Source organism: Pseudomonas syringae (genome assembly GCF_002157375.1).
Taxonomy (GTDB): domain Bacteria; phylum Pseudomonadota; class Gammaproteobacteria; order Pseudomonadales; family Pseudomonadaceae; genus Aquipseudomonas; species Aquipseudomonas syringae_T.
Window position 1 is genome coordinate 89,766 of sequence record NZ_MTSA01000011.1, and the last position, 25,423, is coordinate 115,188.

Annotated in this window: 20 protein-coding genes and 1 pseudogene; 2 read left to right on the forward strand and 19 right to left on the reverse strand. The window is 58.8% G+C overall.

Annotated features, from left to right (window positions below):
* Window positions 1-5 precede the first annotated feature (5 nt).
* The 12 genes and pseudogenes from hemN to ccoN all read right to left on the reverse strand — a co-directional run bounded on the left by hemN (window position 6) and on the right by ccoN (window position 10,898).
* Entirely contained in the window at window positions 6-1,388 is a 1,383-nt protein-coding gene (gene hemN, locus BW686_RS15360) for an oxygen-independent coproporphyrinogen III oxidase (protein ID WP_084918265.1), read from the reverse strand.
* Window positions 1,389-1,476: 88 nt separating this feature from the next.
* On the reverse strand, window positions 1,477-2,166 hold the full coding sequence (locus BW686_RS15365) for a sulfite exporter TauE/SafE family protein (protein WP_084918268.1): 690 nt from the start codon (window positions 2,164-2,166) through the stop codon (window positions 1,477-1,479).
* Entirely contained in the window at window positions 2,159-2,356 is a 198-nt protein-coding gene (ccoS, locus tag BW686_RS27150; protein WP_084918270.1) for a cbb3-type cytochrome oxidase assembly protein CcoS, read from the reverse strand. Before ccoS ends, BW686_RS15365 begins: the two co-directional genes overlap by 8 nt.
* Window positions 2,335-4,810, reverse strand: a pseudogene (locus BW686_RS15375) (heavy metal translocating P-type ATPase). Before BW686_RS15375 ends, ccoS begins: the two are co-directional and overlap by 22 nt.
* Complete coding sequence (locus BW686_RS15380) at window positions 4,803-5,339, reverse strand: FixH family protein (protein ID WP_084918273.1); 537 nt, start codon at window positions 5,337-5,339, stop codon at window positions 4,803-4,805. Before BW686_RS15380 ends, BW686_RS15375 begins: the two are co-directional and overlap by 8 nt.
* Window positions 5,340-5,349: 10 nt before the next feature.
* On the reverse strand, window positions 5,350-6,765 hold the full coding sequence (gene ccoG / locus BW686_RS15385; RefSeq protein WP_084918275.1) for a cytochrome c oxidase accessory protein CcoG: 1,416 nt from the start codon (window positions 6,763-6,765) through the stop codon (window positions 5,350-5,352).
* Window positions 6,766-6,829: 64 nt separating this feature from the next.
* Window positions 6,830-7,282 (reverse strand): type II toxin-antitoxin system VapC family toxin, encoded by a 453-nt coding sequence (locus BW686_RS15390; protein WP_084918278.1) that lies wholly within the window; start codon window positions 7,280-7,282, stop codon window positions 6,830-6,832.
* Window positions 7,282-7,533 carry a type II toxin-antitoxin system Phd/YefM family antitoxin gene (locus tag BW686_RS15395; protein ID WP_084918280.1) on the reverse strand — a complete coding sequence of 84 codons (252 nt, stop codon included), beginning with the start codon at window positions 7,531-7,533 and terminating at the stop codon, window positions 7,282-7,284. The genes BW686_RS15390 and BW686_RS15395 overlap by 1 nt, the downstream gene beginning before the upstream one ends.
* Before the next feature lie 137 nt (window positions 7,534-7,670).
* The gene (ccoP, locus tag BW686_RS15400) at window positions 7,671-8,654 is read right to left on the reverse strand and encodes a cytochrome-c oxidase, cbb3-type subunit III (RefSeq protein WP_084918283.1); all 984 of its coding nucleotides are present in this window, start codon (window positions 8,652-8,654) and stop codon (window positions 7,671-7,673) included.
* Window positions 8,651-8,842: a cbb3-type cytochrome oxidase subunit 3 gene (locus BW686_RS15405; protein ID WP_084918556.1), complete on the reverse strand. Its 192-nt coding sequence runs from the start codon at window positions 8,840-8,842 to the stop codon at window positions 8,651-8,653. Before BW686_RS15405 ends, ccoP begins: the two co-directional genes overlap by 4 nt.
* 5 nt (window positions 8,843-8,847) lie before the next feature.
* Window positions 8,848-9,456 (reverse strand): cytochrome-c oxidase, cbb3-type subunit II, encoded by a 609-nt coding sequence (gene ccoO / locus BW686_RS15410; protein WP_084918286.1) that lies wholly within the window; start codon window positions 9,454-9,456, stop codon window positions 8,848-8,850.
* Window positions 9,453-10,898, reverse strand: a complete 1,446-nt coding sequence (gene ccoN, locus BW686_RS15415; protein ID WP_084918288.1) for a cytochrome-c oxidase, cbb3-type subunit I — start codon at window positions 10,896-10,898, stop codon at window positions 9,453-9,455. Before ccoN ends, ccoO begins: the two co-directional genes overlap by 4 nt.
* 671 nt (window positions 10,899-11,569) lie before the next feature.
* Here ccoN and BW686_RS15420 point away from each other — a divergent pair.
* Entirely contained in the window at window positions 11,570-12,259 is a 690-nt protein-coding gene (locus BW686_RS15420) for an alpha/beta family hydrolase (RefSeq protein WP_102048016.1), read from the forward strand.
* Between the two features lies 1 nt (window position 12,260).
* Here the strand turns inward: BW686_RS15420 and BW686_RS15425 are convergent, their stop codons facing one another.
* From BW686_RS15425 to BW686_RS15435, 3 genes are all read right to left on the reverse strand, one after another.
* Complete coding sequence (locus BW686_RS15425) at window positions 12,261-12,662, reverse strand: hypothetical protein (protein ID WP_373271025.1); 402 nt, start codon at window positions 12,660-12,662, stop codon at window positions 12,261-12,263.
* Between the two features lie 176 nt (window positions 12,663-12,838).
* On the reverse strand, window positions 12,839-14,743 hold the full coding sequence (locus BW686_RS15430) for an Ig-like domain-containing protein (RefSeq protein WP_084918294.1): 1,905 nt from the start codon (window positions 14,741-14,743) through the stop codon (window positions 12,839-12,841).
* 51 nt (window positions 14,744-14,794) lie between these two features.
* Complete coding sequence (locus BW686_RS15435) at window positions 14,795-16,675, reverse strand: hypothetical protein (RefSeq protein WP_084918296.1); 1,881 nt, start codon at window positions 16,673-16,675, stop codon at window positions 14,795-14,797.
* 321 nt (window positions 16,676-16,996) lie between these two features.
* Between BW686_RS15435 and BW686_RS15440 the strand changes: the two genes are divergently transcribed.
* The gene (locus BW686_RS15440) at window positions 16,997-19,297 is read left to right on the forward strand and encodes an autotransporter outer membrane beta-barrel domain-containing protein (protein WP_218775753.1); all 2,301 of its coding nucleotides are present in this window, start codon (window positions 16,997-16,999) and stop codon (window positions 19,295-19,297) included.
* A 65-nt stretch (window positions 19,298-19,362) separates the two neighbouring features.
* Here the strand turns inward: BW686_RS15440 and BW686_RS15445 are convergent, their stop codons facing one another.
* The 4 genes from BW686_RS15445 to acnA form a co-directional block, all read right to left on the reverse strand.
* On the reverse strand, window positions 19,363-19,896 hold the full coding sequence (locus BW686_RS15445; protein ID WP_179149277.1) for a hypothetical protein: 534 nt from the start codon (window positions 19,894-19,896) through the stop codon (window positions 19,363-19,365).
* A gap of 428 nt (window positions 19,897-20,324) precedes the next feature.
* The gene (locus BW686_RS15450; RefSeq protein WP_143514194.1) at window positions 20,325-20,579 is read right to left on the reverse strand and encodes a hypothetical protein; all 255 of its coding nucleotides are present in this window, start codon (window positions 20,577-20,579) and stop codon (window positions 20,325-20,327) included.
* A 330-nt stretch (window positions 20,580-20,909) separates the two neighbouring features.
* Window positions 20,910-22,475: a methyl-accepting chemotaxis protein gene (locus BW686_RS15455; RefSeq protein ID WP_084918300.1), complete on the reverse strand. Its 1,566-nt coding sequence runs from the start codon at window positions 22,473-22,475 to the stop codon at window positions 20,910-20,912.
* 165 nt (window positions 22,476-22,640) lie between these two features.
* Entirely contained in the window at window positions 22,641-25,385 is a 2,745-nt protein-coding gene (gene acnA, locus BW686_RS15460) for an aconitate hydratase AcnA (protein WP_084918302.1), read from the reverse strand.
* Window positions 25,386-25,423: the final 38 nt, after the last annotated feature.

Genomic DNA, 25,423 nt, shown 5'->3' on the forward strand with positions numbered 1-25,423 from the left:
CCGTTTCACAGGACCCGGGAGAACTGCTGGCGGTTTTGCCGGGTCAGGTACGCATCGAAGACACTGCACACTGAGCGTACCAGCAGCCTGCCTGCCGGTTTGACGTCGATTTCTGTCTCGCTCAGCGCAATCAGTCCGTCCTCCTGCATGCCGGTCAGGTGTGGCCACACGTCAACAAAATAGCCCTTGAAATCGATACCGAATGCCGACTCGATCTGGCTGAAATCCAGCGTGAAATGGCAGATCAACTGCTGGATGACGGCCCGCCTGATCCGGTCATCCCTGTTGCAGACCAGCCCTCGTCGGGTGGCCGGTCGATCGCTGTCCAGCAGCCGTTGATAGTCGTTCAGGTCGTTGCTGTTCTGGCAGTACAGCTCGCCGACCTGACTGATGGCCGAGACACCCAGCCCGATCAGGTCACAATCGCCGTGGGTGGTGTAACCCTGAAAACTGCGTCGCAGGGTCAGCTCTTCCTGAGCAATGGCCAGATCATCGTCGGGCAGGGCAAAATGGTCCATGCCGATGTAGCGATAGCCAGCGCCGGTCAATTGTTCGACGGTGCGCTCCAGCATGATCAGTTTGCTGTGTGCATTCGGCAGGTCGGCACCCTCGATGCGCCGCTGGGGCATGAAACGTTCCGGCAGGTGGGCATAGTTGAACACGGACAGCCGGTCAGGTTGCAAGCGGATGATTTCACTCACCGTTTGACTGAAGGTCTCCGGAGTCTGCCTGGGCAGCCCATAGATCAGGTCGATGTTTACGGAGCGAAACTGCAGCGTGCGTGCGGCTTCGACGAGGGTACGGGTTTCTTCCAAGCTCTGCGGGCGGTTGATCGCGCGTTGCACGGTCGGGTCCAGGTCCTGAACGCCCAGGCTGACCCGGTTGAATCCCAGCTCGCGCAGCAGGCCCATGGTCGCCCAGTCTGCTTCGCGAGGATCGACCTCGATGCTGTAGTCGCCGGAATCATCGTCCAGCAGATTGAAGCAGGCCCGCAGTTGTGCCATTAACCGGCGAAGTTCGTCATGGCTGAGGAAGGTGGGTGTGCCGCCTCCCAAGTGCAGTTGCTTCACCACTTGGCCGGGCGCCAGATGGCAGGCGAGCATGTGTATTTCGTGCTCCAGCCGCTGCAAGTAGGTTTGTGCCCGCCCACGGTCCTTGGTAATGACTTTGTTGCAAGCGCAGTAGTAACAAATGTTGGCGCAGAAGGGCAGATGCACATACAGCGACAGCGGCCGCAACGCTTTGCGACTCTCGCGCAACGCCTGCAACAGCTCGAACGCGCCTGTCCGGGTGTCAAATTGCACGGCGGTCGGGTAGGACGTATAGCGCGGTCCGGCCACGTCATAGCGACGGATCAGATCTGAATCCCAACGAATGGCGTCGAACATGCGCGCGTTTCCTGGTCAGGCTGGCGATGTCGTGAGCATACGCAGGGCACGCAGGGAGAATCTTGATGTGGGTCAGGTGCCCGGTATCTCAATGCGACATCATCATCAACCAGTGCTGATGCGGGCCGGGCAGTGTCCATAGCCCGAACACGATCACCAGCACTCCGCCCACCACACGAACGCCACGCCTGCGCAGCAAGGCGGTGATGCGTTCGGCGGCCAGCCCGGTGGCCAGCAGAACAGGCCAGGTGCCCAGCCCGAAAGCCAGCATCAGCAGGGCACTGTCGACAGCGTTGCCCTGACTGGCGGCCCAGAGCAGGGCGCTGTAGACCAGCCCGCACGGCAACCAGCCCCACAGGGCACCGAGCAGCAGTGCGCGAGGCAGGCTGGACACCGGCAACAAGCGGCTGGCCAGCGGTTGCAGGTGGCGCCACAGGCCTCGGCCCAGACGTTCGATGCGGGTCAGTCCGCTCCACCAACCGGCCAGGTACAACCCCATGACAATCAACAGCACCGCGGCCATGATTCGCAAGCCTGTTGCCAACGGGCTTTGTGCGACGGCCCAGCCGACCAGCCCGGAAGCAAACCCCGCCAGTGTGTAGCTGCAGATGCGCCCGAGGTTGTAGGCCAACAGCAGCCGAAACCGTCGGCTGCGATGCTCCTTGGGGATGGCCAGGGTCAGTGCGCCCATCAGCCCGCCGCACATGCCCAGGCAATGGCCGCCTCCCAACAGGCCGAGAACGAGCGCTGACAGCAACACCGGGGCCAGTTCAAACATCGTGTTTTTCGTCCGGCTTCGGCCGTACCGATGCGTTCTGATCCGCCACCGGCGGATCATCGAACAACAGGCTGTGTGCCGGGCCTTCCATGTCATCGTACTGGCCGCTGTCCACGGCCCAGAAAAACACATAGATCGCGACGCCCACCAGCAGCAGCGCGACCGGGATCATGATGTAAAGCGCGGGCATGCAACCTCCGGGGCGTTAATGGGCGATTCGCGGCGAACGCGTCAGGCGCAATGCATTAAGCACCACGATCAATGAACTGACCGACATGCCGATTGCTGCCCAGATCGGAGTGATCCAGCCCAGCGCTGCAAACGGCAACATGAGGCCATTGTACAGACCGGCCCAGAGCAGGTTTTCGATAATGACACGTCGTGTGCGTCGGGCCAGATCGAAGGCATCGATCAGCACCGGCAAGCGGTTGCACAGCAATACGGCGTCGGCGCTGGTTTTTGCCAGGTCCGTCGCCGAGCCCATCGCGATGCTGACGTCCGCAGCGGCCATGACCGGCACATCGTTCACACCGTCACCGATCATCAGTACTTTGCGCCCTTGCGCTTGCAATTGGCGCAGCACAACCCGTTTATCGTCGGGCTGCAAACCGCCGCGAGCGTCCTCGATTCCTAGCGTCTTTGCGACGCTGGCCACCATCGGTGAGCTGTCGCCGGACAGCAGCAAGGTGTTCCAGCCGCGTGCCTTGCAGGCCTGCAACAGGGTAATGGCGTCTGCGCGCAGCCGGTCATCCAGCACCAGCCACGCCAGCGGCCCGAGCGTGTCTCCCAACAGCAGCCACTGACCGGCCTGATCGGGTGCCAGCGGGATGTCGGCGCCGCTCATGGCACACACAAAGGCTGGCTGGCCGATACGCAGGCGGCGTGCATCGACAGTGCCTTCCAGCCCCAGCCCCGGTGTGCTGCGCACGTCCTCGGCAGCGCACGGAGCCCGGCCGAATGCACGGGCGATGGGGTGCTCGGAACGGTTCTCCAGCGCCGCTGCCATTGCCAGGCAGCGGTCGGCATCCAGCTCGCCCAGCGGGTGAACACTGCGCAGCATCAGCCGTCCCTCGGTCAAGGTGCCGGTCTTGTCGAAGATCACGGTATCGATCTGATTCAAACCTTCGAGCACGTGGCCGCGGGTCAGCAGCAAGCCCAGCCTGTGCAGCGTGCCGGTGGCTGCGGTCAGGGCGGTCGGTGTTGCCAGTGACAATGCGCAGGGGCAGGTGGCGACGAGCATCGCCAGCACGATCCACAGCGCTCGCGATGCATCGATCTGCCACCAGATCACCCCGATCAGCACTGCGGCGATCAGCGAAACCAGCAGGAAAGTGTGTGCCGCACGGTCTGCGATCTGCGCCAGCCGAGGCTTCTCTGCCTGTGCCCGCTCCAATAGCCGGACGATGGCCGAAAGGCGCGTTTCATGGCCGAGCGCCGTAACCTTAACAGTCAGCGGACTGTCGATATTCAGTGTTCCGGCGGTCACGGCATCACCGACACGCCTCAGCTGTGGCAGGTATTCACCGGTCAGCAGGGATTCATCGACACTGGACTGCCCTTCAACGACCGTGCCGTCAGCCGGAATGATCGCGCCGGGAGGGATCAGCACCTTGTCATGCAACTGCAAGTCGCTGAGCATGATGCGTTGGCTCTGGCCGTCGTTGCCCAGATGCAGGCACGAAGCCGGCAGCAGGTTGACCAGTTGCGCGGTTGCCGTCGCTGTGCCTTCGCGGGCCCTGCGTTCCAGATATCGCCCGGCCAGCAGAAACAGTGCAAACATGCCGACTGCATCGACGTACAGTTCGCCGGAGCCGGTGATGGCCGTCCATATACCGGCGACATAGGCTGCACCAATCGCCAGCGATACCGAAACGTCCATCGTCAACTGGTGGTTGCGCAGGTCGCGTAACGCACCGCGAAAAAAGGGCGCGCAACTGTAAAAGACGATGGGAGTGGTCAGGAAGAGCGCCACCCAGCGCAAAATCGTGTGCAACTCGGGGCTGAGGTCGGCGTTGAACTCCGGCCAGGTCGCCATGGTTGCCATCATGGTCTGAAACCACAGCAGGCCGGCGACACCCAGTTGGCGCAACGCCAGCCGGTTTTCCCTGGCCAGCCGCTCTGCGGCCCGGTCTGCCTGCCAGGGATGGGCGACATAACCGATAGCGTGCAGCTCGCTCAGCAGCTGGCTGAGGGCCAGTTGATCACTTTGCCAGCGCACCTGAAGGCGATGGGTGGACAGGTTCATGCGTGCCTCGGCCACCGCGGGCAACCGGCTCAGGCGCTTTTCGATCAGCCAGCCACAGGCTGCACAACTGATGCCTTCAACGAGCAGAATGATTTCCGATAATTCGCCCTCGTGGCGCACGAAAGGCGCCTGGACTTCAGGGCGGTCAAAGAGTGTCAGCTCATCGATCAACTGTGCGGGCAGGCTTTCCGGGTTGGCCGATGTCTCGCTGCGATGGCGGTAATAGCTTTCCAGGCCGCTGGCGACAATGGTCTCGGTCACCGCCTGACAGCCGGGGCAGCACAACGCCCGTATTTCGCCAAACACCACCGCCGTGAAGCGGCTTCCGGGCGGAACGGGCAGGGCGCAGTGGTAGCAGGGCCGCGGGGCGGATGGGCCGAGTGTCGCCACGTCAGTCATCCCGATGTTGCGCGGCTTGCAGCGGTTCGTCGCCCAAGGTCAGATCATCAGCGCCGACCTGCTCTTCCTCGAACAGGCGCCAGGTTTGGTCGCCTTCGACACCCAGCAGTTCGACAAAGCGTCGGCCGGCCACCCGGTCCTGCAATTGGCCGACGTATCGACCCGGCTCGGACGGGCTGCGGGTCAGGAATACACGGCGATCGCTGTCAGGTCGGGTAGGCGAAATGAGGTTCAGCTCCAGACGTTCGGGGTTGCTGTTGCCGCTCAGGCGCAATACGGCTTCGCCTGTCAGGTCATCCAGGTGAATACGGGCGCGCAGTTTCAGGGTCTGAGCCAGCAGTTCGCGGTCCAGCGAGCGACTGATGCCTTTGCCTGCCTCGTAGTAATTGTCGGTGACGAGCGGGTCCGGGTGGGAGACGGCGATGAAGACCATCGACAGGCTCAACGTGACCGAACAGGTCAGCACACCGATTATGATCCAGGGCCAGAGATGCCTGTACCAGGGGCTTGAAGTTGTCGCGACGGGCATGGCAGTGCTCTTAACGAATAGGTGGGCCAAGGAAGCGGCTTTTGGTCTCTGCACGGGTGTCGCTGTCGTCGATGCCCTTGAGGATAAAGGTGACTTCGTTGCTGCTTGCCGGGAGTTTGTCCGGGGCGCTGGACAACGCCACCGGCAGGCTGACGCTCTCGCCTGCCATGACTTCTATCTCCTGCGGGCCTTGCAGTCGCAGATCAGGCAGGCCGCTGGCTTCAAGTACGTAACGGTGGCTCACCTGATCCTTGTTCATGACCTTGACGCTGTAGACGTTTTCGATCCGGCCTTCGGCGTTTTCCCGGTACAGCGCCCGGTCTTTGCCGATGTCCATGCTCACCAGCGGCCGCACGTAGAAGGCCCCGGCCAACAGCCCGGTCATCAGCAGCAGGACCAGCGCGTAACCGATCAGGCGTGGGCGTAAGGTGTGGGTGCGCTGCCCGGACAGATTGTGTTCGGTGGTGTAACGAATCAGCCCGCGGGGGTAGTTCATCTTGTCCATCACCGTGTCGCAGGCATCGATGCAGGCCGCGCAGCCAATGCACTCGACCTGCAGACCGTCGCGAATGTCGATGCCGGTCGGGCAGACCTGAACGCACATCGTGCAGTCGATGCAGTCACCGAGGCCGTCAACCGGGCGTTCGGCTTCCTTTTTACGCGGCCCGCGCGGCTCTCCACGGCGCGGGTCGTAGGAAATGATCAATGTGTCCCTGTCGAACATGACGCTCTGGAATCGTGCATACGGGCACATGTAGATGCACACTTGCTCGCGTAGCCAGCCTGCGTTGAGGTAGGTCGCTACGGTGAAAAAACCGACCCAGAAATACGCCCAGCCGTCCGCCTCGCCCGTGAACAGGTCGATGCACAGTTCGCGAATCGGTGCGAAATAGCCGACAAAGGTCACCCCGGTGGCGAAACCGACCAGCAGCCACAGGCTGTGCTTGGCGAGCCTGCGCAGCAGTTTGTTGGCGTTCATCGGGGCGTGGTCGAGCCTGATGCGCTGATTGCGGTCGCCCTCGGTCACCTTTTCGCACCACATGAAGATCCAGGTCCAGACGCTCTGCGGGCAGGTATAGCCGCACCAGACCCGCCCGGCATAGACCGTGATAAAGAACAGTCCGAACGCCGCCACGATCAGAATGCCCGACAACAGGATGAAATCCTGAGGCCAGAAGGTCGCGCCGAAGATGTAGAACTTGCGCTCCGGCAGGTTCCACCACACGGCCTGGTGCCCGTTTCGGCTCAGCCAGACCGTACCGAAAAAAATGCACAGCAGCACTGCACCGCTCGCCATGCGCAGTGTGCGAAACAGGCCTTTGAAGGCGCGTGTGTGGATTTTCTCGCGCGAGGCATAAAGATCGACGTAATCGCCGCTTCCCTCGGGTGGCGGCGTGATGTCGTGTACGGGAATCTGGTTGCTCATGGGTGCGTCCAGCGGCGGTGGCGCAGCACGGGCCGATACCCGTCATGCAGGTTCGCATACGCCTTCAACGCGACGTACTTGCATAGCGGGCAGCGTCTTCGTTCAACTGGCTGATCCACGGATTGAGCAAGGCGACCCCGCACGATTGAAAGTCCGCCGTGTTACGGGTCACCACGGTCATCCCATGCACCAGAGCGGTGGCCGCGATCAGTGCATCGCATTCGCTGCGCGGGTCGGGAACGTGCAGTCGGGCACAGCGTTTGGCGACCTGAGTGTCGATGGGCAGAATGCGGCCAGCGAACGCTTTCAGCACATGGTGGTCAAGCCACATTCTCAGGGCTGCGCCTTGAGTCGGATCACGGCGCTCGATTCGCAGGATACCTGTTTCAAGCTCGAGAATCGTGATGGACGAGATGAACAGGCTGGAGGCCAGCCGGGTTCTCGACCAACGGAGCACATTCGCGTCGGCGTTGCGTTTTCTGAGTTCGGAGACCACGTTGGTGTCGAGCAGGAACATCAGGACAGATCAACCGGTCGGGGTGTGATGACAGCCCGTTGCGGTTCGAATTCGATATCCATGCCCGTCGGCATGATCAGCATGTCAGCGATATTTTCCGCACTGCCGGTCAGTTGCAGATAGGCCTCGATAGACAGCAGCACAAAGGCAGGCCGACCTCTGTCGGTAATGAAAACCGGACCATCATTCGCGGCCTTCTTGGCCCCGCTGGTGTCTTGATTGAATTCGCGGCTCGAGAGCGTGGTGGTCATGAATGCGGCCTCCAGAAGGGACAAGTGTGTCGTCGTGGTCATGAGCGAGTCTAGTTATGTAGAGAAGTAACTACAATATGTGTACTCTTTCAAATTGCAACAACGCTGAATGGCCGGTTCAGGACCGGTAGAGCCTGTCACTTCGGTTGTGGCTCGGCCGCTTTCTCCTGGTGGGACAGGCTGTAGACGTAAGCCGCAAGGATATGAACCCGGTCACTGCCTTGCAGTGCTTGCTGGGCAGGCATCTGGCCCTGGCGTCCGGCGCGAATGGTCTGTTGCAGCTGTGTGAAGCTGGAGCCGTAGATAAACGCATTGGGGTGCGTCAGGTCAGGCGCGCCCAGCAGGGGCATGCCTTTGCCCTCCGGGCCGTGGCAGGCCGCGCAGAGCGTGGTGAAGGTCTTCTGACCGGCGACCGGGTCGGCATTGGCACCTTCGGGCAGTTGCCGAGCGTCCAGTCGGGTCAGCACGTAGGCTGACACATCGCGTACACCTTGTTCGCCAAGGGCTTCACCCAAGGCAGGCATCACGCCCATGCGGCCGGCCATGATCGAGGTTTTGATCGACTGCGGATCGCCGCCCCAGCGCCAGTCTGCGTCGGTCAGGTTGGGATAGCCGTAGGCACCTCTGGCGTCCGATCCGTGGCACACCGAACAGTTCGACGCAAACAGGCGCGCACCTATTTTCAGCGCCTGCGGATCCCTGGCCACGTCCTCGACAGGCATCGCCGCGTACTTTGCGAACAGCGGGCCGTAGCGGGCTTCGGCACTCGCGACCTCACGCTCCCATTCGTGAACGCTGGTCCAGCCCTGCTGACCGTCGGAAAACTGCACGTTGCCGGTCTTGTCCCGGTACTCGTAGCCCGGAAGCAGGCCTTGCCAGCTCCCCAGGCCCGGATACAGCACCAGGTAACCGAGCGAAAAGACGAGGGTCGCCAGGAACAGCTTGAACCACCACGTTGGCAGCGGATTGTCGTACTCCTCGATGCCATCGAACGACTCGCCGACGGTTTCATCCGTCGGCTCGTCGCGCTGGCCCTTGCGGGTAGACAGAAGCAGCCAGAGCATCGCAATCAGTGTGCCCAGCGTCAGTACCGTGATGTACAGGCTCCAGAACGTATTCATGCCCCGTCCTCCTTGTCGGTCGGCGCGTGTTTGACCTTGCTGATGGCCTCGGGGTCGTCTGCGAAAGGCAGCAGGGTGGCGTCATCGAAGTGCGCCTTGCGTGCCGGGCTGAATACCCACAGCATCAGGCCGATGAACGCGATCATCACCACCAGCGTGCCGAGGCCTCGAATCATTCCGATGTCCATCGTCATCACCGTTTGCTCTTGATGAGCGTGCCGAGGCCTTGCAGATAGGCGACCAGCGCGTCCATTTCGGTCTTGCCCTGTACGGCTGCCGCCGCGCCGGCAATATCCGCATCGGTGTACGGCGTACCCAGGGTGCGCAACACCTGCAGTTTTTTCGCAGTCTGCGTGCTGTCGATTTTTTTCTCGTTCAGAAACGGGTAGGCCGGCATGATCGAGGCGGGAACCAGATCGCGCGGGTTGTTCAAATGCGCACGGTGCCACTCGTCCGAGTAGCGACCGCCGATGCGCGCCAGGTCCGGCCCCGTGCGTTTGGAGCCCCACAGGAACGGGTGATCCCACACGCTTTCGCCCGCCACCGAGTAATGCCCGTAGCGCTCGGTTTCGGCGCGTAACGGGCGAATCATCTGGGAGTGGCAACCTACGCAACCATTGGCGATGAAGACGTCACGGCCTTCCACTTCCAGCGCGTTGCGAGGCTTCATGCCTTCAATCGGTTGTTGGGTTACATCCTGAAAGAACAGAGGGACGATCTGGGTCAGCCCGCCGATGCTCACGGCGATGACCATGAAGAACGCCAGCAGGCCGATGTTTTTCTCGAGCACGTCGTGTTTCATGCGTGTGCTCCCGCGACGTTGATCCGGGCAGCGGCTTGCGCGGCCTGCGGGTCCGATGCTCGCACGGTACGCAGCACGTTGTAGGCCATCAGCAACATGCCGCTGGTGAAGATCGCACCGCCGATCGCTCGCACGATGTAACCCATATGGCTGGCCTGCAAGGTCTCGATGAAGGAGTACGTCAGCGTGCCGTCGTCATTCACGGCACGCCACATCAGGCCTTGGGTGATGCCGTTGACCCACATCGAGGTGATGTACAACACGGTGCCCACGGTCGCGAGCCAGAAATGCGCATTGATCAGGCCGACACTGTGCATCTGCGGACGGGCGTACAGCCTCGGAATCATGTGGTAGAGCGAGCCGATGGTAATCATCGCGACCCACCCCAGCGCACCGGCATGCACATGGCCTATGGTCCAGTCGGTGTAATGCGACAGTGAGTTGACGGTTTTGATCGCCATCATCGGCCCCTCGAAGGTCGACATGCCATAGAAGGCCAGCGACACCACCAGAAAGCGCAAAATCGAATCGGTCCGCAACTTATGCCACGCGCCTGAGAGCGTCATCATGCCGTTGATCATGCCGCCCCAGCTCGGCACCAGCAGAATGATTGACATCACCATGCCCAGTGACTGTGCCCAGTCCGGCAGTGCGGTGTAATGCAGATGGTGCGGGCCGGCCCAGATATACAGGGTGATCAATGCCCAGAAATGCACGATGGACAAACGGTAGGAATACACCGGCCGTTCGGCTTGCTTGGGCACGAAGTAATACATCATCCCGAGAAAGCCGGTGGTCAGGAAAAACCCCACGGCATTGTGCCCGTACCACCACTGGATCATGGCGTCGGTCGCCCCGGCATAAGCCGAGTAGGATTTGAACAGGCTGACCGGTAACGAGATGTGGTTGACCACATGCAGCATGCCGGTCACGACGATGAACGCGCCGTAAAACCAGTTGGCCACGTAAATATGCCGGGTCCGGCGTTTGACGAGGGTGCCGAAGAACACGGCGGCATAGGCGGCCCAGACGATTGCCAGCAGAATCGCCACTGGCCATTCGAGCTCGGCATATTCCTTGGTGGTGGTGTAGCCCATCGGCAACGTGACAATCGCGCCGACGATGACCGCCTGCCAGCCCCAGAATGTAAACGCTGCCAGCCCGTCGGAAATCAGTCGCGTCTGGCAGGTTCGCTGCACCACATAGTAAGACGTGGCAAACAGCGCACAACCGGCGAACGCGAAGATCACCAGGTTGGTGTGCAGCGGTCGCAGGCGGCCGAAGGTGGTCCATTCAAGTTCGAGGTTCAGCCCCGGCCAGACCAGTTGCGAGGCGATGAACACACCCAGCCCCATACCGATCACACCCCAGACCACCGCCATGATGGCGAACTGGCGCACCACGGTGTAGTTGTAGGCAGTCGGGCTGATTGTTGTACTCATTGCAGACTTCCACGATTCAGAGAGTGACCAGAGACGTAATCGGGCTCGGGCGGTGCAGCGTTGGACAGGGCTCCGAAGCAGACCGAAAAGGCAGGGGCAGGAACACACAGGCAAGTTAACGCGCGTCAAAGGGTTGCAACAGACGCGTGTCAGCGAGTTTAGCTTTGAAAGGGGGGTGTGGGAAGTCGTGGCAAAGCGGCAATTTGCACCTGTACGAGTGAGTATTCCGCACCCCGTTGCAGGGTGCGGAGCTCACACATGACCGCTGGGTGTAGACAAAACGGTGAGGGCCTTCACGTACCACGAGTTGATCAGGACTCACGCAAAGGCTGCAACGTGCTGTGTGCCAGCGATTGCAGGTGTCATTGCCCGGCAAACCGGCCTGAGCAGGCATATGACTCTGGCGACCGCCCCAGCGGTCTTGTTGCAACGTGTGCGAGGCCCGTACCGCCAATGAAACCGCCCGGTTGTGTCAGGGTTGGGGCGCTCATTGCCTTGGCACGTTTCATCTGCACCCTGACAATTTACGCAGACAGACCTGAATAGTCGCTGTCCGAAAAGGCGGGCACCCCCTTGCCTGGCGCCGGTTGGCCTGGCCGCACAGGGGCGAATCGCGGCTCATGGACAGGTATAGTGGCGGGCTACCACGGATTCATCTTGACGAGGCAGGCATGAGCAAAGGCGTGAAGCCCGGTGACGGCGAACATCAGTGGCAACAACGGATCAGCGAGAGAGGCTGGTTATGGACGCCGGGTCAGCCTTCGGGTACGGGGCCAGCGGTGACATTGCTGCTGGCGCATGGTGCGGGCGCACCGATGGACAGCGACTTCATGAACAACATGGCTGATGGCCTGGCGGCACAAGGCATCAGCGTCCTGCGTTTCGAGTTTCCCTACATGGCTCAGCGACGTCAGGGCGGCAGCAAGCGCCCCCCCAATCCTCAGGCGCAACTGCTGGCGTGCTGGCGAGAGGTTCATGAATGTGTACGCTCCGGGGTGACAGGGCGGCTGGCCGTCGGCGGCAAGTCAATGGGCGGGCGGATGGCCAGCCTGATTGCCGATGAACTCGAGGCCGATGCGCTGGTGTGTCTGGGGTATCCGTTCTATGCCGTCGGCAAGCCGGAAAAACCTCGTGTGGCTCATCTGGCTGAACTGAAAACGCCTGCCCTGATTGTTCAGGGTGAACGCGATGCGCTGGGCAACCGGGAAACCGTGGAGGGCTATGCGCTGTCGAGTGCTATCCGCCTGCACTGGTTGCCGACCGCGAATCATGACCTCAAACCGCTGAAAGTAGCCGGCCTTAGCCATGATCAGTGTCTGGCCGAATCCGCCCGGGTGATCGCCGGGTTTCTGCGCGCGTGAATCACCTGCAGTACACGTCAAAAACGCCGTCAGTCACCTCAAGATTTATCGCCGACATGCGGAAACTGAATGCTCCCCGGAGCTTCAGGCTGTAGGGATTGGCTTCAAGCAGGGTCAGCATGCCTTCCTGAAAGTGTGCCGAGTGATAGATGACGCTTTGCCCGTGGCACCGCTCGTTGTAAATCACGCTGATGTGCTCGTTGTCGATCAGGTTGTGGGTGCCCGGCTCAAGGTCCCTGTTCAGAAACAGGCCCATGCGGGTCGGCTTGCGATCTGCCTTGCCTTCGGCAATGACTTTCCAGATCCACTGATCAGGCGCGCGTTCGAGTTCAGGGCGCAGGGCCAGTCGTGCCGTCAGGGATGTCATCACAAACGGTCTTTTATTGACACGGGCGTCGAACATTCCTTCACCTGACATGGGCGGTAAGAAACGTTTGCTGGCGGGACTGCGCATGGTTTGAGTCTCTGGGTCAGAAGGGCGCTGTATCAGCGCCTGACAATGCGAAGAGGGCGTTAGCCTCTTCAGCTAACGCCCCGTTCGATGATCATGGATTGTCTACGGCGCTGTCGGCTGTCGAATTATTTGATGCCGACGCCAAGACTGGCATTGTGGCTCTTCAATTTGAAGTTGCCGCCTGTGACCAGATTTTTCACGTAATACCAGTTCCATCCTGCAATACCGGCGCTCGATACCGTGGACGACCAGTAATTCCCGTTGCCCATCGGCCAACGGTTGCCGTAGGTGTTGTAAATCTCCACCAGTTCGTGGATGGATGGAATCCGTGCGCCATTCTTCACCACCGCGCTGTTCATCTGGGCATAGCTGCCGCTGCCCACGCCGAGGCAATGGATCACTCCGGTGACAGTGACCTGATAACCTTTGCTTTCACCCAGAGAGTCGGTTGCCGTGATCGTTGCTGTGCCCTTTCCCCGAACCGAGACCAGGCCGTTGGCATCCACTTTTGCCACCAATGGATTGTCCGAGACGTAAGTGTAAGGCGCCAGCCCACCGCTCGCCTGGCGCAGGACAGTGGTGTCGGCAGGGAAGTCCGGCAACAGATCCGGGTAGCTGGTCAGCAGGTAGATCTTGCCGGCCAGTGTGACGGGCGAAGTGTCCAGCACCAGTTCCTGGCGGACGTTGAGCGTCAGCGATGCCGATACCGTTGGTTTTCCTGCACGAGTGACGGTGTAGGTCACTGTTGCCGAACCTCCCGCAGAGGCGCTGATCAAGGCTTTAGGGACGCTAAACTGCAACTCGCTGCCGCTTGCGACCTGCGCCGCCGTGTCATGACTGGACGCACCGCGCCAGTTGACCACCACACTGTCCTGCGCCCCCATGCCCGGATAACGCACCCGTACCGTGGCGCCGGAGTCGGGGATGAGTGAGGGCGTGACCACGCCGTCTTCGCCGACCGTGTCCATGCGAGGGGCAGGCAGTTCGGTAAGCCCGTCAAGCACCTGCAGGGCCAATGTGTCGGATACCTGGACCCGGCCATTGGTGCGATTGACGACGTAAGACACCGCAACCGTCTGCCCGGCGTTGGCTGCTACCAGAACAGCGGCAAACAGCATCTCCAGCGCCTTGCCGGCTTCTGCACTGGTCAAGGTCTTTTCCTTGGTATCGCTGCCTTTCGGCCCTTGCCATTGCACGATCACCTGGTCGCCGGTTTTCAGGTTGGCGGAGGCACTGATCACCACCGTTGCACCGGACAATGCATCGCCTGGGTCGAGGGTGCTGCCGGTGGCTTCTTTAACGGTTGGGATGGGGAGAGGCGTCATGGTCGCGAGCTGAAGTTTTACCCTCAACGGCTCGGACTCGATGGAAAGGTTTCCCGCGAGATCCGTGATCGTGTAATGCACCGGCGCCTCAATATCGCCGATTCGCGCCAGAAACGATCGGACAAAGTCGACCCTGATTTGCTTCAGACCCATATCGTCCTTGCTCACCACCGCCATCGGTCCGGGGATGCCGTTCCAGTAAGTATGGATGACGTCGCCTTCCTGCATGCCGTTGTAGCCAGCAATGATGCCCGTCAGCACATCGCCCATGTTTTCCAGTTCTTCGGAGGTAAGGCCGTCCTGGATCTGGATGGGAAGAATGAGGGGGGCCAGAATCGGCGTACCGGGGGACGTAAGGTCCACGGATATCAATGTACTTTCAGAAAACTCGACAAACATGTTTTCAGGGTTTTCAATGGCGTAGGCGACTGAGTGATGGCCTTCTTTCAATACACCCTTTGGGATCTCAAGCCTGAGTACGTCACCGGGGCGTTGAGTGTCCAGAATTTCTTCTTGAGGTCCGATAAAAGAATCGTCGACATGAAGTTGGTATCTATACCCTGGGCGTGCGCCTGGCCAAACATTCAGTTCTACTTCAACAGGCGCGTTTAAAGAGACGGTGGGTAATACACCGTTACTCAGGGCTGCTGGGAGGACAGGTGCTGCGAGCACGCTTTTTCGTCTGTTATTAGCGAAGGGGTGCATGTTTACTCCTTGTATTTATGAAGCGCGCGGGTCTTTCAGACCCGCCGCTTATCAGCGAGCCAGGCAGGTAAGGTCTGACGGGCGAAGCATATGGACAATCACACGGGTCGTTGTGGAGTTAGCCTGGCTTTGATTGCTCCCTTCCACGGGTTCGACGGTATAGGTAGCCTCTGCAAAGCCCGTGCAGATAAGTAAGGTATTGAGCAGCGGGACGGTAAACGTATGCCCTTGCAGAACGTCAATTTCATCCAGCTTTCGAGTGGTCACGTAGGTGGCTGCCTCAATGGGGTTGTTAAAGTCATCAAACCCTTTGAAGGTGAATGTGATTCTTTGGCCCTCCGCGATGTTTGCATACGGCGAGACCTTGACATTCGCACCGTTCGGGTTTTCATTAGGCCCCAACACCCCATTTGATGTCAGGTTAAATGAAGGCCCCATCAATCCATCTTGGCCGCCGGGCTGATCTTCTCGAGAACGCACCGTTACAGATTGGGTCGGACTCGTTACCGCATTGGGGTTGCCCGTTCGGGTCGCAGTGAAGTAAACAGGGATTGACGCCCCCGTACCTTGCAACTTCATGATTTCGTTATCAATCGGAATGATAAGGTCTCTCCCCGACAGCACGTCGCTCGATTTTAGTTGGTACCACTGCGGCGTTATCTGATTGCCCCAGTGCAGGTTCAGATCGTCATTGACTTCAAAGCCGGCGTTCCACCTGATCAAACCTCTGCCATTCAACTCATAATCATCTTCATCGATGAAATTGTCCTGAGTATTAGGGTTTTGTACGCTCGAGCCCTGTACCGTAAGGTGTTCCAATGGCTCCGCGAGAGGAAGCGTTGTAAAGACGTCTATGCGGGTATCCAGCGACGTGCCCGCCAATTCTCCATCGCGAATAACTTCATAATGGACAGTGGTGTTTCCTTGTGGCCCCCGGGCAATGGCTTCGAACGGTAATTTCAACGCTAATACGACGGCGTCATTTTCATCCCCCACGGCGACCGGCACCGGGGTCAAAGGATTATTAATACCCCAGAATAGCTGGATGTTATCAAGCGCTGCTGCACCCGGATAATGTGGAATGTCGACCACTACGCCTGCCTGAGCTTCCAGATAGTCGACCTGGCTGCCCACCGTGCGATCAATGACAGGTGCCGGGTAATTGGAGGGCAATTCCTGCAGCTTCAATTTTACAGGCTCGGTATTCGAGAGCATCGAGGGGTTGCCCGCACGATCGATGACCTGATAACAGACCAGTTTTTCGTCTTCCCCTAAGGTTCGCAGGAACTCTTTTGTGAAGGTAACCACCACCCTGTCCAGTCCCATGTCGGTTTCGTTGACGACAGCGCTTGGACCTGCGATGTCCCCCCACCTTGTCAGGATGCGGTCATGCTTGGCCATACCGGTGTAGCCAGCTATTTGTACATCGAGTTGGCCACCAAGTTGATCAAGCTCTGCGGCTGTGAGGCCGTTTTGGATGTCGGTTGGAAACTGTATTGCCGCGAGCTCAGGGGCACCTGGAGCGGTCTTATCAATCTGAATTCGGAAAACTTCTGATGGTTGCGACACGTTGTTGATCGGGTTGGTCACCAGGTAGGCCACCTCATGGAACCCTTCCAGCAATAGTTCCGGCGGGATCTCCAGTGTCAGTGCATCTCCTGGCGCATGTGAAGCCAGGATCAGCTTTTCTGGCCCTGTTTTATGATTATCGAACAGCAACTGGTAAGTGTAGTCAGGGCGTGCGGCTGGCCATACCTTTAGATCGACAATCAGGGGCTGAGGCACTTCAGTGACCGGTATAAGTCCTGGCGTATCCTCATCGTGAAACGCGACTGCAATATCGGGTGCGGCCAATTCAAGGTTCAGGTTTCGATGTCCTTTTTTCTGAAAGGGTATCGGAGTAGGCAGGTTGTTTTTCAAAGTGTTTTTCATATAAGAGTCCATTGAGTGATGCGTGTGTAGGGTTTTTCCTACTTTATTAAAGTGTCTGAGTGAAGCGGGTTCAGGTGACCGGCAGCTGAACGGTTTTCAGTATTTCAGTCACGATTGGACGTAATAGGCTTTTTGGAGGCAGGTCAAGAGGAAAGGTTATTTTTGTTGATGGCTTTTATAGTCGGCAATTCACTAAGTATATGTTGTACGAAATTACTTATAGATATTTGGGATCCGTCCTACGTCTTCAGTGTTGAATAGCATGCTTGTTTGTGCGTTAAGCAGGCTACTTTCCACTCTCACTAACCGAGGAGATGGACGGTGTCTTATAGAGTAAATAACGTCATGGATTTACGGGGTGGTGCTTCGCAGCGTGCAGTGATCGCGTTTGGAGCTTTAGCGTTAGCGACTGCCCAGGCATCAGCAGAGATGCGAGGCGGAGATGAGTCGATGGGGCCGGGCTATGAAAGAATCACGCTGGTTTCGCCAAGCGGAGAGGAGTTTAAGGCCATTGGTTTGACGGGTGAAATAATCACCGTGGGCCCCGACACAGCGTTCGACTCTTACGCTGTTCGCGATCAAGGTATCCTTAATATAGTTGGGGGGCGAGTAGACAGGGCGTTGGCAAAAAACGCTACTATAAATGTTCAGTCTGGAAGGGTGGAAGGTGGTATCGGTCTTACTGATGCTGTGGCACATCTTGAAGGTGCGACGGTGAAAAATGAGGCAGGCATCGGGATCGTTCTTCAGGCAGACAGGCTCGGTATCAGACCCGGCTCTACAGTGTCTGCTCGTTCAAGCGATATATCGGGGGCTGGGAACGGTATTGCTGTCGGGGTGTGGGGGCAGCTGAGCCTCTTCAGCACCGATGTGCGCGGATTTGCATCGAACAGTAAAAGTGGTCAAGGTATTTTTGCTTCGGGCGCGAACGTACTCATCGCCGAGAACAGTCACGTGACAGGTGACATGAATGGAATCAACCTCGTAGATGGGTCGGAAGCCAAGGGTATTGTGGGAAACAAATCCTCTACGGTCATTGATCAATCTATTGTCGAAGGCTTGAATGGAGCGGCCATCAAAGTCGATCTTCGTGTGGCGCTTGATATCGAAGCCGATATTGCTGTGCAAAATCATGCCGAATTACGGTCCGGGAACGGGAACCTTCTGGAGGTGGCAGACAGCAGTACTGTCAGGTTCCAGGTCGATAACAGCACCCTCAACGGCAATCTCGTCGCCGATGACACCAGCACCTTGAACGTGACGCTGCAAAACGGCGCGCAACTGACAGGGGACATCGTCAACGGTAACGCGTTGGCCATCACCTCTGGCGGTCAGTGGCAGATGCAGGGTGACAATGCGATCAATTCGCTCGCGATGGAGGGTGGAAGCGTCGGGTTTGCCGAGGACGGGTTCCACACCCTGTCGCTGAACGCGCTGTCCGGGTCGGGCACCTTCGGCATGCGAGTGGACCTGGACAACGGGGTGGGTGATCTGATCGACGTCAATGGTCAGGCCAGCGGGCAATTCGCGCTGCAGGTGCGCAATACCGGCGTGGAGGTGATATCGGCTGACATGGAGCCGCTCAAGGTGGTGCATACCGAAGGTGGCGATGCGCAATTCAGTCTGATAGGCGGGCGGGTCGACCTCGGGGCCTATTCCTATCTGCTGGAGCAGCAGGGCAATGACTGGTTTGTTGTCGGCAAGGACAAGGTGATAAGTCCTTCCACACAGAGCGCGCTTGCGCTGTACAGCGCGGCACCTGCCATCTGGAGGAGTGAGCTTTCAACCCTGCGCTCGCGCATGGGCGAGGTTCGTGCCAGCGGCAAGGCCGGTGGCTGGATGCGTGCTTATGGCAATCGGCTCAATGCCACCACCCGCGAGGGCGTCAGCTACCAACAGAAGCAAAGTGGTCTGTCGTTGGGGGCTGATGCGCCTGTCGACGTCAACGGCGGGCGGTTGGTGGTGGGTGTTCTGGGTGGCTACAGTTCTTCGGGTCTGGACATGAGCCGAGGTACGACGGGCAAAGTCGACAGTTTCTACGCCGGCGCTTACGGCACCTGGTTGTCGGATGAGGGTTACTACGTAGACGGCGCGCTGAAGCTTAACCGCTTTCGCAACAAGGCGGACGTGGCCATGAGTGATGCGAGCAAATCCAAAGGTGACTACACCAATACCGGTATCGGTGGCTGGGTGGAGGTGGGTCGACACCTCAAGCTTGCGGACGATTACTTTCTTGAACCGTTCGCTCAGTTGTCCAGCGTCGTGGTGCAGGGGCAGGACATGCGCCTGGACAACGGCATGAAGGCGAAGAGCGATCGCACTCAGTCAATACTGGGCAAGGTCGGTACATCGCTGGGGCGCACCGTTGCGCTCAAGGACGGCGGAGTGGTGCAACCTTACGTGCGTGCTGCGTTCGCGCAGGAGTTTTCACGTCGCAACGAGGTGAGGGTCAATGACACGACGTTCGATAACAGCCTGTTCGGTTCGCGTGCCGAGCTGGGTGCAGGGGTGTCGGTTTCATTGTCCGAGCGTGTGCAATTGCACGCGGACCTCGACTACATGAAAGGCCGACACATCGAGCAACCCTGGGGCGTGAACGCAGGACTGCGCTTTGCATTCTGATCGTTCAGTCTGAAGACGGGTAACACCTGAAGCCCCCGGTGAGTGATCACCGGGGGCTTTTTCAGTTACGTGTCGAAAAACCTGCGATTGATCAGGCGCTTGCGTTGCCGCTGCCTGGAAGTGACGGGCACCGAATAATTGACATTCACCCGCAGCACCGGCGAGGTGCCGATCAGTCGATTATCACGATAAAGCTCGTAATACAGGTCCACCAGGCCGTACTGAATGTAGGGCGTAAAGTTGTAGGAAATACACAGCACGCGCACGACGCTGTTCTCGCCCACGCGATGAAAAAGGGTTGTTGACGATAGGTTTTTCCCCCAATAGAAACGGATTTCATCTCCCCAGCACATCTTGACCGATCCGGGGATATGTATGGTGATACCCGCATGCGCCTGTTCGTCACTGATGGCCTCAGGATCGATGTTGGGCAGTACAGGTGGCTTCAGCGTGTCTGAAATGTCGGATGGAATGTGGTTGAGAGGGGTTTGTCGATAGGTACTCCCTTTCGGTGGGGCCTCTTGAATAATGCTCGCGTCTTGGGGAGCGATGTCTTGTGGGACGCGCGCAGTGACATCCGTGGATTGCTTCTTATCCATCGTAAACTCTTTAATTGGCATTAATTTGAGTTGTCGTATTGGCGCCAACAGTTGTCAGCGCGAGAAATATTACAAGTCACTCAAGTGCTCAGGTCAAGTCGTCTGGAATGTTCAAGGTTGTGTAAGGTTTGAGTGTGGTAGTGCAGTTACATTTGGTTTCATATTGGCACTAAATTATCGGCTCTTAGTGTTGTGGGTGCTGTAAATGAAGGGTATTGCCTGGTATCAGTGTTTTTTGACAGTTATTTTTATACCCGGTGTTTGTAGGATGCTAACTACAGATGATTCTTACAAATTGAAAAATAGGGCGATTTGTATAAATTCCTACTGGGTCGTGGGAATATTCACTCAGCTTTATCATTAGGGTCTCGCACGCCTCAGCGTGCGAAACCTTCAGGTTCAGAAGTCAGAAATGTAGGTCGGGCTTTTCAAACCTGCATCGACAGGGTCACGGAGCGGGCCATCTGCGAAGTATTGCCTGCACGGTCAACGACCTGATAGCTGATCATGACGAAGTCGTTGTTCAGGCTCAGCAGCCATTCCTTGCTGAAAACAACCTGCACAGGGTGGTCAGTCAGGTGCTCGGGAAGTACCACGCACGTCGGTCCTTCCCGGTCGTTGCAGAAGGTCTGAATCCGGTCGCCGGGTTGCATGTCGGCATAGCTGTGGATAGAGAGTCCCAAAGCACACGTCTCTCCCATTAATAAGCCCGACGCCGGATGACGCAGGGCTGAAGTTTTAGCTCGGACGACACGCGATAGTCGCAAGGGGTAATACATAACTACCGCGTGGCATCTGAATTTCAACTAATAGGAGTGTGTATGAGGTGTCAATGACAGGGCGGGCTGTTTGATCTGTTTTTATAGTGTTAAAGAAAAATCCTACATTTCCTTAAGAGCGATTTTTAAAACCTGTCAGATGGGCGCAGTTATTAAAAGGGTATACCTGGCAGAATCCATTAAAAAAGCCCCGGCACACTCATGTCTGTCGAGGCTTTGCAAACGCTGTCGGATTCAGCGATTAAAGCGTTCCACCAGCGAGTATTGCAAGTTGGCCGTATCAGTCAGCTCTCCACTCAACACCGCAGAGCGACGGGCTTCATCGGAGGTGGTGTCGGCCAGGCTGGCAATCGTGGAGATGTTGCGGTTGATCTCTTCGGCCACGGCGCTCTGTTCTTCAGTGGCGGTGGCGATCTGAGTGGTCATGTCGGTGATATTGGCGACGGCTTCGCTGATACCCACCAGCGCCTTATCCGCCTCCAGGACCCGGGCCACGCCTTCCTCGGCCTGACGTCGGCCTGTGTCCATGGTCTGTACGGCATCGTTGGCGGTCTGTTGCAGCTTGGCGATCAGGCCATGAATCTGCCCGGTGGATTCGGCGGTGCGTTGCGCCAGTTGGCGCACTTCGTCGGCGACCACCGCAAAGCCTCGGCCCATCTCGCCGGCACGCGCCGCTTCGATGGCGGCGTTGAGCGCCAGCAGATTGGTCTGATCGGCAATGCCTTTGATCACGTCGACCACGCCACCGATTTCATCGCTGTCCCTGGCCAGTTGCGTCACTGTCAGGCCGGTTTCGCCCACCGAGGTGGAGAGGCGCTGAATGGCTTCTCGGGTTTCACCGGCGATATTACGGCCACGACGGGTCAGCTCATTGGCCTGCTGAGTGGCATCTGCGGCGCGATTCACATGGCTGGCAACCTCTTGCGTGGTCGCGGCCATCTGGTTGATGGCGGCGGCAACCTGCTCGGTTTCCACCCGCTGACGCTCCAGCCCGATCGAACTGGCATTGGCCAGCGAGTTGGACTGACGCGCCTGACTGTTCAGGTGTTCGGCAGTGTCCTGCAAGCGCGTCAGGCAGGTTTTCAGGCGTGCTTCCTGGCTGAGGATCGACATTTCCAGGCGCGCCTGCGGGCCTCGGCTGTCGGTGTACATCTGCGCGATCAGCGGGTCGGAGGTGGTCTGTTCGGCCAGACGCAACAAGCGTTTGATGCCACGCTGCTGCCAGGACAGCCCCAGCAGGCCCAGTGGCACCGACAAAGCCGCCGCCAGCGCAAACCCCCAAGGCGAGTTGAGCCACACACCGATCAGGAAGCTCAACTGACTGACCAGAATGAACGGTAGCCAGTCCTGAACCACCGGCAGCCATTTATCCTGGCCCGGCACCGCGCTCTTGCCCTTGTTGATACGGGCATAAAGCGCTTCGGCACGGCGTATCTGTTCGGCCGTCGGTTTGATGCGCACCGACTCGAAACCCACCACCTTGCTATTTTCCAGCACCGGCGTCACATAGGCGTTAACCCAGTAATGATCGCCATTCTTGCAACGGTTCTTGACGATGCCCATCCACGGCTGACCGTTTTTGAGCGTGGTCCACATGTGTTCGAAAACGGCAGGCGGGACATCGGGATGGCGCACCGTGTTATGGGCCGCGCCGAGCAATTCCACTTCGCTGTAACCGCTGATGTCGATAAAGGCATCGTTGCAGTACGTGATGGTGCCCCGGGTGTCAGTGGTGGAGATCAGCCGCTGTTCGGCAGGAAATGTCCGCTCGTGTTGAGTGACAGGCTGGTTGTTGCGCATAGGAGTTCGATCCTTCGATCCTGAAGACGATGGCGTGTTATCGGCAGGAAAGCCGATAAATTGAGTGTTGCACGCCAAATGACCGATCAGTCAGTGCGGCAGGAATGGATCGCGGTGTACCTGACACCGCGACAACTCCTGCGCACTGGACGCTGCGCGATGACTTCAGGAAGCGATCAGTTGCCGCAAGACATAGTGAAGAATGCCCCCCGATTTGAAGTACTCGACCTCATTGAGCGTATCGATGCGGCACAGTACGTCGACAGTTTCCTTGCTGCCGTCCTCACGGGTAATGTGCAGCGTCAGGCTCATGCCCGGTTGCACCTCTGCATGGGTCAGGCCGGTGATTTTCAGCGTTTCCTTACCGGTCAGGCCCAGTGTCTTGCGGGTTTGCCCGTTTTTGAACTGCAACGGCAGTACGCCCATGCCCACCAGGTTAGAACGGTGAATCCGCTCGAAGCTCTCGGCGATGACGGCCTTGACGCCCAGCAGATTGGTGCCTTTGGCAGCCCAGTCGCGACTTGAGCCGGTGCCGTATTCCAGGCCCGCGATAATCACCAGCGGCGTGCTTTCAGCCTGATAGCGCATGGCAGCGTCGTAGATCGCCATCTTTTCGCCGGACGGCACATGCACCGTGTTGCCACCTTCCTCGCCGCCAAGCATTTCATTACGGATGCGGATATTGGCAAATGTCCCGCGCATCATCACTTCGTGGTTGCCACGGCGCGAACCGTAAGAGTTGAAGTCCTGAGACTTGACGCCTTTTTCCTGCAGGTAGCGCCCGGCCGGACTGTCAGCCTTGATATTGCCCGCAGGGGAGATGTGGTCTGTGGTCACCGAGTCACCCAGCAACGCCAGGATGCGCGCGTCTTGCACGTCTTCGATCACCGGCAACGGACCGCCGATGCCTTCGAAGAAGGGCGGGTGCTGGATGTAGGTGGAGTCATCCTGCCAGACATAAGTGGCAGCCTGCGGGACTTCAATGGCCTGCCACTGTTCGTCACCGGCGAAGACTTCGGCGTATTCCTTGTGAAACATGCCGGTGTTCACATTGGCGACCGCGTCGGCGATTTCCTTCTGAGTCGGCCAGATGTCACGCAGATACACCGGTTTGCCGTCCGAGCCTTCGCCCAGTGGTTCGCTGCTGATGTCGATGCGTACCGAGCCCGCCAGCGCGTAGGCAACGACCAGCGGTGGCGAGGCCAGCCAGTTGGTCTTGACCAGCGGATGGACGCGTCCCTCGAAATTGCGGTTGCCCGACAGCACGGACGCGACGGTCAGGTCGGACTGCTGAATGGCTTTCTCGATAGGCTCCAGCAATGGCCCGGAGTTGCCGATGCAAGTGGTACAGCCATAGCCCACCAGATTGAAGCCAAGCGTTTCCAGATACGGGGTCAGACCGGCGGCGTCGTAGTAATCGGTGACGACCTTGGAGCCGGGTGCCAGGGAGCTTTTCACCCACGGTTTGCGCTGCAGGCCTTTCTCAACCGCTTTTTTCGCAACCAGCCCGGCCGCCATCATGACGCTGGGGTTGGAGGTATTGGTGCAGGAGGTGATCGCTGCGATCACCACGGCGCCGTCTCTCAGGTGATAGGTCTGCCCGTTGTATTCATACTGCGTTTCGCCACTGACCTGGGCCTCGTTGCCCACCGCGACACCGCCACCGCCTTCGCTTTCCAGACGACCTTCATCGGCCTTGGCTGGCTTGACCTGCAAACCGAGAAAATCAGTGAACGCCTTGGACACATTCGGCAATGCTACGCGGTCTTGCGGGCGTTTGGGGCCGGCCAGACTGGCTTCCACCGTGCTCATGTCCAGTTCCAGGCTGTCGGTGAACACCGGTTCCTGACCTGAAAGACGCCACAGGCCTTGTGCCTTGCAGTAGGCCTCGACCAGTTTCACGGTTTCATCGGGCCGACCGGACAGGCGCAGATAGTCCAGCGTCACTTCATCAACCGGGAAGAACCCGCAGGTCGCGCCATACTCCGGCGCCATGTTGGCAATGGTCGCGCGGTCAGCCAGCGGCAGATCGGCCAGGCCGTCGCCGTAGAACTCGACGAATTTGCCGACCACGCCTTTCTTGCGCAGCATCTGCGTGACGGTCAGCACCAGGTCGGTAGCAGTAATGCCTTCTTTCAATTTGCCGGTCAGTTTGAAACCGATGACTTCAGGGATCAGCATCGACACCGGCTGGCCAAGCATCGCGGCTTCGGCTTCGATCCCGCCGACACCCCAGCCGAGTACGCCCAGGCCGTTGATCATGGTGGTGTGCGAGTCGGTGCCGACCAGCGTGTCAGGGAAGGCGTACGTGCGACCGTCTTCTTCTTTGGTCCAGACCGTACGGCCCAGGTACTCCAGATTCACCTGATGGCAAATGCCGGTGCCGGGCGGCACCACGCTGAAGTTATCGAAGGCGCTCTGGCCCCAGCGCAAAAAGGCGTAGCGCTCACCGTTGCGCTGCATTTCGATGTCGACGTTTTCACCGAACGCGTCGGGGTCGCCGAACTTGTCGACCATCACCGAGTGGTCGATCACCAGATCAACCGGCGAGAGCGGGTTGATGCGTTGCGGATCGCCACCCGCCTTGGCCACTGCCGCGCGCATGGCGGCCAGATCGACCACCGCCGGCACGCCGGTGAAGTCCTGCATCAGCACGCGGGCAGGGCGGTACTGAATTTCCCTGTCCGAGCGGCGCTCGGTCAGCCAGTCGGCGATGGCCTTGAGGTCATTGCCGGTGACGGTCTTGTTGTCTTCCCAGCGCAGCAGGTTTTCCAGCAGCACCTTGAGCGACATGGGCAGCTTGTCCAGATTGCCAAGTGATCGGGCGGCGTCGGGCAGGCTGAAATAGTGGTAGGTCTTGTTGTCGATTTCGAGCGTTTTCAGGCTCTTCAGGCTATCGAGGGAGGGCATGAATGTCTCCTTTTGGAATGTTCTCCACACTTCTGATG